This is a genomic window from Thauera phenolivorans (assembly GCF_001696715.1).
In the GTDB taxonomy this organism is placed as follows: Bacteria; Pseudomonadota; Gammaproteobacteria; order Burkholderiales; family Rhodocyclaceae; genus Thauera; species Thauera phenolivorans.
This window is the reverse complement of sequence record NZ_MBFM01000001.1, coordinates 330,940-338,104: the sequence shown is the minus strand read 5'-3', so window position 1 is coordinate 338,104 and position 7,165 is coordinate 330,940. Positions and strand designations below refer to the sequence as shown.

The 7,165-nt window shown below is 69.8% G+C and carries 10 protein-coding genes and 1 pseudogene; 3 read left to right on the top strand and 8 right to left on the bottom strand.

The features are described from left to right. Together BB334_RS01595 and BB334_RS01590 are read right to left on the bottom strand one after the other, a co-directional pair. Positions 1-263: pseudogene (locus tag BB334_RS01595) on the bottom strand (pyrimidine 5'-nucleotidase); the annotation flags it as partial. A 20-nt stretch (positions 264-283) separates the two neighbouring features. Beyond that, on the bottom strand, positions 284-1,180 hold the full coding sequence (locus BB334_RS01590) for a methyltransferase domain-containing protein (protein ID WP_068803663.1): 897 nt from the start codon (positions 1,178-1,180) through the stop codon (positions 284-286). 140 nt (positions 1,181-1,320) lie between these two features. On the opposite strand from BB334_RS01590, the gene BB334_RS01585 reads away from it, so the two are divergent. Together BB334_RS01585 and BB334_RS01580 are read left to right on the top strand one after the other, a co-directional pair. Continuing rightward, a complete protein-coding gene (locus tag BB334_RS01585; RefSeq protein ID WP_083200226.1) occupies positions 1,321-2,040 on the top strand; it encodes a ComF family protein in 720 nt (239 codons plus the stop codon). A gap of 38 nt (positions 2,041-2,078) precedes the next feature. Next, positions 2,079-2,549: a tRNA (cytidine(34)-2'-O)-methyltransferase gene (locus tag BB334_RS01580; protein ID WP_068803661.1), complete on the top strand. Its 471-nt coding sequence runs from the start codon at positions 2,079-2,081 to the stop codon at positions 2,547-2,549. A 22-nt stretch (positions 2,550-2,571) separates the two neighbouring features. Here the strand turns inward: BB334_RS01580 and BB334_RS01575 are convergent, their stop codons facing one another. The 6 genes from BB334_RS01575 to BB334_RS01550 form a co-directional block, all read right to left on the bottom strand. Continuing rightward, positions 2,572-3,564: an NAD(P)H-dependent glycerol-3-phosphate dehydrogenase gene (locus BB334_RS01575; RefSeq protein ID WP_068803659.1), complete on the bottom strand. Its 993-nt coding sequence runs from the start codon at positions 3,562-3,564 to the stop codon at positions 2,572-2,574. Beyond that, positions 3,561-4,010: an SH3 domain-containing protein gene (locus BB334_RS01570; protein WP_068803657.1), complete on the bottom strand. Its 450-nt coding sequence runs from the start codon at positions 4,008-4,010 to the stop codon at positions 3,561-3,563. The genes BB334_RS01575 and BB334_RS01570 overlap by 4 nt, the downstream gene beginning before the upstream one ends. Positions 4,011-4,018: 8 nt before the next feature. After that, positions 4,019-4,486 (bottom strand): protein-export chaperone SecB, encoded by a 468-nt coding sequence (gene secB / locus BB334_RS01565; protein WP_068803656.1) that lies wholly within the window; start codon positions 4,484-4,486, stop codon positions 4,019-4,021. Between the two features lie 67 nt (positions 4,487-4,553). After that, a complete protein-coding gene (gene grxC / locus BB334_RS01560) occupies positions 4,554-4,829 on the bottom strand; it encodes a glutaredoxin 3 (protein ID WP_232756623.1) in 276 nt (91 codons plus the stop codon). Further along, positions 4,826-5,242 carry a rhodanese-like domain-containing protein gene (locus BB334_RS01555; RefSeq protein WP_068803652.1) on the bottom strand — a complete coding sequence of 139 codons (417 nt, stop codon included), beginning with the start codon at positions 5,240-5,242 and terminating at the stop codon, positions 4,826-4,828. The genes grxC and BB334_RS01555 overlap by 4 nt, the downstream gene beginning before the upstream one ends. Before the next feature lie 38 nt (positions 5,243-5,280). Next, a complete protein-coding gene (locus BB334_RS01550; RefSeq protein WP_068804392.1) occupies positions 5,281-5,610 on the bottom strand; it encodes an ArsR/SmtB family transcription factor in 330 nt (109 codons plus the stop codon). Positions 5,611-5,867: 257 nt separating this feature from the next. On the opposite strand from BB334_RS01550, the gene BB334_RS01545 reads away from it, so the two are divergent. After that, positions 5,868-7,165 (top strand): murein hydrolase activator EnvC family protein (locus tag BB334_RS01545; RefSeq protein WP_083200260.1); only part of this gene is annotated, 1,298 nt, incomplete at its 3' end.

Here is a 7,165-nt window from a genome sequence, read left to right as displayed (position 1 = left end):
ACCATCTCGTGCAGCCGCGCGAAGCGGTGGGTCTCGGCGAGGAAGTGGTGCGGGTCGGTGCCATGGTGGCGCATCAGGCCGAGAAGGGTGGCGCCGTAGCGGTGCCAGTAGGTCTGGCGCAACGCGTTCGCCTCATCGGTGCTGAGCGCGAGATGGCGCTCCAGGTAGGCGGTCATGCTGCGGTTGATGTGGGGGAAGATGTGCGGGCTGGCGTTGTGCAGCGTGTTGTCAAGGTCGAACAGCCAGGTAGGCGTGAAAGACATGGCTCGGGCTCGGTGCGAACTCAGCGGCGCGGCGGCCGCGGCTGGAAGCTGACGATCGCGCGACCGTCCTCGGTGGTTTTCGGCGCGGCCTTCCACGCGTGGCCCTGGATGATCTCGAAGCTTGCCGGCAGTCGGCCGTCGCGGCGCAGGCGCTCGTAGGCGGCGCGCGCCGCCGCCCAGCCGCCGCGCCCCGACAGGCCGCGCGGGCGGCGCAGGCTGGCATTGGTGAGGCCGTTGGCACGCAGGTCCTGCAACAGGGTGTCGAAATCGGCGTAGGTGAGCGTCAGCATCTCCATGTCCATCACCGGGTCGGCGAAGCCGGCCTTCACCAGGGCGTCGCCGATGTCGTGCATGTCGATGAACCGGTGGACCCGCTCACCGGCAGCATCGGGCAGGGCGGCGCGAAGTTCGCGCAGGGTGTCGGGGCCAAGGCTCGAGAACATCAGCAAGCCGTCGACCTCGAGGACGCGGTGCATCTCGCGCAGTGCGGGCAGCGGGTCGTCGTGCGCCGGCAACATCAGATTCGACCACAGCATGCCGACGCTGTTGCGCGCGAGCGGCAGGGCACACGCATCGGCGGCAAACAGGGCTGCTCCCCCGGGGGCACGACCGACCAGTCGCCGCAGCAGCCCGGCGCGCGGCTGGCGCGTTTGGGCACGGGCGAGCATCGGCGGGGCGAAGTCCGCGCCAAGCACCTGCGCCTCAGGATATCGGGCGGCGAGCAGGGCGAGATCGGCGCCGGTGCCGCAGCCGATGTCGAGGACGCGGCGGGGGACAATGCGGATGTATTCGAGCCGCTCGTCCATCCGCCGGGCGATCTCGCGCGACAGCAGGTCGGCGCCATCCACCCGCGCGGCGGCGCGCCCGAAGCGGTGCCGCAGCAGTCGATGATCGAGCCGGAACCCGCTCTCGCTCATCGCTGCACGCGCCTCGCCGGGCGTGCTTCCGGCATGACGTGGGCGGGCTTGTCGCGGCGACCTGCGGAATTTGCAATTGTCATTTTCGCGAGCGTGGTCTAGATTTGTGAACCCGATATGTTCCGTGATCGCCCAAAGCCTTGTCAAACGCGTTTTTCCGCCTCGGGCGGCTGCTTCCGGAGGTGGCGGGGAGCCTGCTCGCGCAGGACTGCTTCCTGTGCGGCAGCGCGGCGGGGCGGGTCCTTGTCTGCGATGCCTGCCGCGCCGAACTCCCGGCCCATCCGGCACTCTGCTGCCCGGTGTGCGCCCTGCCGGGCACCAGCGACGGACGCTGTGCGGCCTGCCGCGCGGCGCCGCCGGCCTTCGACGCCAGCCTCGCCGTGTTCGACTACCGCTTTCCGCTCGACGTGATGCTGCAGGCGCTGAAGTACGGTCACCGGCTGGCGCTCGCGCGCTTCTTCGGCGAGGCCCTGCGCGAGCGCGCGAGCGCGCGAGCCGCGGCGGCGGACCTGATCGTGCCGATGCCGCTGCATCGCCGCCGCCTGCAGGAGCGCGGCTTCAACCAGGCGGTGGAGGTGGCGCGGCCGCTCGCGCGCGCCTGCGGCGTTCCACTCGAACTCGACCGGCTGCGCCGGGTCCGGGACACGCCGGCCCAGGCCACGCTCGCCCGCGCGGAGCGGCTCGGCAACCTGCGCGGGGCGTTCCGCTGCGACGCCGAACTTTCCGGGCTGCGCATCGTGGTGGTCGACGACGTGATGACCACCGGCGCGAGCCTGGACGCGGTGGCGCGCTGCCTGAAGGAGCGCGGTGCTGCGCGGGTGGAGAACCTGGTGCTCGCCCGCACGCCGTCGCCCGATTGAGCTACAGTGCGGCAGCCCCGTTCTCGAGTCCTTCGCCGATGTTCGACGTTGTCCTGCTGCAGCCCGAGATTCCGCCCAATACCGGTAACATCATCCGCCTCGCGGCCAACAGCGGGGTGCGTCTGCACCTCGTGGAGCCGCTGGGCTACGAACTCTCCGACCGCCACCTGGCGCGCGCCGGACTGGATTACCACGACCTGGCCTGCGTGAGCGTTCATCCCCACTGGAAGGCGTGCCGCGCGGTGCTCGCGGGGCGGCGCTTCTTTGCGCTGACGACCAAGGGAAGCGTCCGCCACGACGCGCCGGCCTTCGCTGCGGGCGACGTGTTCGTGTTCGGCCCGGAGAGCCGCGGCCTGCCGGACGACGTGCTGGCGGGGTTTCCGGCCGAGGCTCGGCTGCGTATTCCGATGCGGCCGACCAACCGCAGCATGAACCTGTCGAACGCGGTTGCGGTGGTGGTCTACGAGGCCTGGCGGCAGTTCGATTTCGGCGGTGCGGTGACCGGCTGAGGGCCCAGCGCGGCGCGCCGTCTCACTCGTGCTTGGGGTCGCGGGCGAGCAGTCGTTCCACCGCCAGCCCCGCATCGAGGCCGCGGTGCAGCATGCCATCGACGGTGGCGCAGATCGGCATCTCGACGCCGAGCCGGGCGGCGAGCGCGACGACCTCGCGCGCGGTCGACACGCCCTCGGCGACCTGGCCGAGCTCGCGCAGGATGTCGTCGAGTGTCTTGCCCGCGGCGAGCGCGAGACCGACGCGGCGGTTGCGCGAGAGGTCGCCGGTGCAGGTGAGGATGAGGTCGCCCATGCCGGCCAGTCCCATCAGGGTCTCGGTCTGCGCGCCGAGGGCGCGACCGAGGCGGGCGATCTCGGCGAGTCCGCGGGTGATGAGGGCCGCGCGCGCGTTGTGGCCGAAGCTCATCCCGTCGGACACGCCGGCGGCGATCGCGATGACGTTCTTGACCGCGCCGCCGACCTCGCAGCCGGCGACGTCGGTGTTCGCGTAGATGCGCAGGCGCCGTTTGTGCAGCAGCCCGACCCAGTGCTCGGCGAAGCCGCGGTCGGCGGCGGCGAGCGTGATCGCCGTCGGCAAGCCGCGCGCGACCTCGGCGGCGAAGCTGGGTCCGGTGAGCGCGCCGCACGCGGCTTCGGCGCCGAACTCCTCACTGACGATCTCGTGCGGCAGCTTGCCGCTGCCCGCTTCCAGGCCCTTGCACGCCCACAGCATCGGCGTGCCCGGCTGCAGCATGCGCAGTCCGCGGAGGGTGCCGCGCAGGCCCGCGAGCGGCGTGGCCACCAGGTGCAGGTCTGCGTCGGCCGCCGCGGCGGCGAAGTCGGGTTCCAGCCGGAGCGCCTCGTTCAGCGCCAGACCGGGCAGGTAGCGACGGTTCTCGCGCGAACGGGCGATGTCCTCGATCTGTGCGGGGTCGCGTGCCCACAGCCTCACCTCGTGCATCTCGGCGAAGGCCTGGGCGAGCGCGGTGCCCCACGCCCCCGCGCCGAAAACCGTGATGCGCGCGGCGCTCACAGTCCCCACACCTCGCCGATGCGCAGATAGCCGGTTCCGCCTTCGGCGTGGCGAACCTGGACCCAGCCGTCCGCAGCGGGTGCGGCGAACTCGAGGACCACGTTCTTCACTACCTCGAACACCGCCGGCGAGGCCTCGTCGGGCTGGGTGCGGACCACCGCCCTGTCGGCGGTGACCAGGAGGGTGCGCTTGGCGGAAAGCGCATCATGGGCGATCCAGGTGATCGACCCGCTGGCGTCGCGCACCTTGATCCACTTGTCCAGCGTGACGACGACCTCGACCGGCGTGCCCGGCGCGGCGATGCGCAGGCGCTTGCCCTTGTCGGAGGGCGTGTCGTACAGCACCGCCGGCGCGGCCACCGAACGGAATTCGATCGCCTGGGCGAGGCCGGCGAGGCTCGCCAGGGTGAAGGCGCAGACGATGCGCAGGGAGCGGGCGGCGCGCATGGCCGGCCTCACTGCACCGGGATTTCGCCGGCGGACTGCTGCGCCTCGGCCTGCTGACGCTGGCTGTGGTAGAGCGCCTCGAAATTGACCGGCGACAGCAGCACCGGCTGGAAGCCGGCGCGGGTGACTGCGTCCGACACCGTCTCGCGGGCGTAGGGGAAGAGGATGTTCGGGCAGCCGATCATCATCACCGGCTCGAGGTCCTCGGCGGGAACGTTGCGGATCTGGAAGATGCCGGCCTGCGCCACCTCGACCAGGAACACGGTGCGATCGGCATCGAACTTGGCGGAAACGGTGACCGTCAGCACGACCTCGAACAGGCCGTCCTCGATCGCCTTCCCTTCGTTGCGCAGCTGGACGTTGATCTGCGGCGTCTCGCGCTCGAGGAAGATCTTGGGTGCGTGGGGAACCTCGGTGGAGAGGTCCTTCACGTAGATTTTCTCGATCGAGAAGACGGGTTGGTTGTTTTCGCTCATGACGGGTGGCCCGGAAATAGGAAATAGGAATCAGGAATCAGGAATCGGATGTGGCGTGCGGCTGCGTTCAGGCAGCGTCGCCGCTTAGCAGGGGGTCGAGCTTGCCTGCGCGCTCGAGGGAGAACAGCTCGTCGCAGCCGCCCACATGGTAGTCGCCGATGAAGATCTGCGGAACCGTGTGCCGCCCGGTGATCGTTCGCATCTCCTCGCGCAGCGCGGGCTCGAGATCGACGCGAATCTTGACGAGGTCGGTCACGCCCTTGTGGAGAAGCAACTGCTCGGCGCGAATGCAGTAGGGGCAGGTGGCGGTGGCATACATACGGACGGTCGCTTGATCGCTCATTTGCGCTTCCTGCTGATCGGCTGGCCTGCCTTTTCCCACTCGTACATGCCGCCGCGGAGGTTGTAGACCTTCTCGAAGCCGGCCTTGCGCAACTGCGCGACGGCGGTGTTCGAGCGCGCCCCGCTGGCGCAGCACAGGATCAGGGGGCGGGACTTGAACTTCTCCAGTTCCCCGGTGCGGCGGGCGATCTCGCCGAGCGGCACGTGCCTGGCGTTGGGGACATGGCCCTGGGCGTATTCAGCCTGGTCGCGCACGTCCACCACGACCGCTTCCTCGCGGTTCATCAGCAGGGTCGCCTCGACCGGGGACAGCGCCGATTTGTCACCCTGGCTGCGCAGTGTTTCGACCAGCAGCCAGCCGCCGCTGACGGCGGCGAGTGCGGCCCAGTACCAGTTCTCTTGCAGGAATTCCACGAAATGCTTGCTCCGTTGGGGGGAAGGAAAATCGATGCTCACTCGCCGGCGGGGTCGTCGCCGCAGAACACCTCACGCATCAGCACGATCAGCTGCAAGGTACGCTGGTCGCCTACCCGGTAGTACACCCGGTTGGCGTCCTTGCGCGTCTGCAGCACGTCCTTGTCGCGCAGGATCGCCAGATGCTGGGAGATGTTGCTCTGCGTGGTGCCGACCGCGTCCACGATGTCCTGCACGCAGACCTCGCCTTCGCCGAGCACGCACAGGATCTTGAGCCGAAGCGGATGCGCTATCGCCTTCAGGGCGCGAGCCGCGGTTTCGATGTGCTCGTGCTTCTCGATCAGCGAGAAAACGTCTTGGTTGCTCACGATGGTGGGGCCGGGCAAAGCGCGTAGTATAAAATATCGGCGTGGGACATGCTTGGATCGGCAATCGTGCTCCCGTGCCGGCCGCTTTGGGCGCAAGTTGCCGCCAAATTCACCCATCCCTACCGAATCCGAGTCAGCATGCACCAGATTGCGCTGCGTTGCCCCGCAGGAACCTCCCCTCTCGAAGAGCCCCTTCGTGGTCGCCTGACTGCGTCCGGAACGGGGCGCTGCGAGCGCCGCCAAGGCGGACGCGCGGCATGAGGAAGGCCCGTTCCGGTGCCGCGCGCAAGTCGCTGCTGGCCGTGCTGCTCGGCGTGTCGCTGGCCATGGGCGGGCATGCGGGGGCGCAGATGGCGGGGGAGGTCGCTGAGAAGCGGTCCGACCTCGACGAGATCAAGCAGCGCATCCGTCAATTGCAGAAGGAGGTGGTAGACACCGAGCGCACGCGCAGCAGTGCGGCCGCGGCGCTGGCCGAGGCCGAGCGTGCGGTGTCGCGCGTACAGCGCAGCCTGCTCGAGGCCGACGCCGAACGTCGCTCGACCGAAGCCGCGCTGGCCGCGCTCGAGGCCGAGCAGGGCAAGGTGGAGGCGCGCATCGCCGGCCGCCAGGACGAACTCGCCGCCTGGCTGCGGCGCCACTACATGTATGGCTCGAGCGACGGCATCGCGCCGCTGCTCGCGGCCGGTGATCCGGGGCAGCTCGCGCGCGATGCTCACTACCTCGAGCACCTCGGTCGCGCCCGTCTCGCGCTGATCGAGGATCTGCGCGGCGATCTGCGGGAGAAGGCCGCCCGTGCGGCCGAGATCGTCGGGCGCAGAGATCGCCTTGCTGCGCTCGCCGACGAGCAGCGCAAGCGGCGGGCGGAGTTGGTCGCGGTCCAGGGTGCGCGCAAGGAGGCGCTGGCGGCGATCTCGAAGGAGCTCAAGAGCAAGCAGCAACAGGTTGCGGGGCTGCGCGAGGACGAGCAGCGTCTGTCCAGCCTGATCGAGACCCTGGCGCGCCAGGCGCGCGAACGGGCCGCACGCGAGGCCGCTCGCAAGGCGGCGGAGAAGCGCGCGACGGAAAAGCGAGCCGCCGAGCAGCGTGCCGCCGCCGAGCGCGAAGCGGCGCGCCGCGCGGCCCAGCGTGCCGCGGCAGCGCGTGTCGAGACGGTGCCACAGGCACCGCCGCCGAGGCGCGCCGAACCGGTAGTGGGGGAGGCGCGCCGCACCGCCCGACCCACGCCCACCGGGGTCAGCTTCGCCCAGCTCAGGGGGCGGCTCAGTTTTCCCGTGCGCGGCGAACTCGTGGGCCGTTTCGGCGCTCAAAGAGCGGAAGGCGGCACGACTTGGAAGGGTATCTTCATCCGCGCCGCCAGTGGCACCGAAGTGCGTGCGGTGGCGGCCGGCGAGGTGGTCTTTTCAGACTGGCTGCGCGGCTACGGCAATCTCCTGATCATCGACCACGGCAGCAGCTATCTTTCCGTCTATGGCAATAACGACGCGCTGCTCAAGGAGGTCGGAGCGCGAGTCGCGGGTGGAGAGTCGATCGCGAACGTGGGGGCGAGCGGAGGGGT

What these genes read in the sequence shown, in the direction of transcription:
- BB334_RS01570 (WP_068803657.1), bottom strand. Translation starts at nt 4,010, where the DNA reads ATGCGCGCCGCCCGCTCCCTGCGCATCGTCTGCGCCTTCACCCTGGCG.
- grxC (WP_232756623.1), bottom strand. Translation starts at nt 4,829, where the DNA reads ATGAGCGATCAAGCGACCGTCCGTATGTATGCCACCGCCACCTGCCCC.
- BB334_RS01590 (WP_068803663.1), bottom strand. Translation starts at nt 1,180, where the DNA reads ATGAGCGAGAGCGGGTTCCGGCTCGATCATCGACTGCTGCGGCACCGC.
- BB334_RS01580 (WP_068803661.1), top strand. Translation starts at nt 2,079, where the DNA reads ATGTTCGACGTTGTCCTGCTGCAGCCCGAGATTCCGCCCAATACCGGT.
- secB (WP_068803656.1), bottom strand. Translation starts at nt 4,486, where the DNA reads ATGAGCGAAAACAACCAACCCGTCTTCTCGATCGAGAAAATCTACGTG.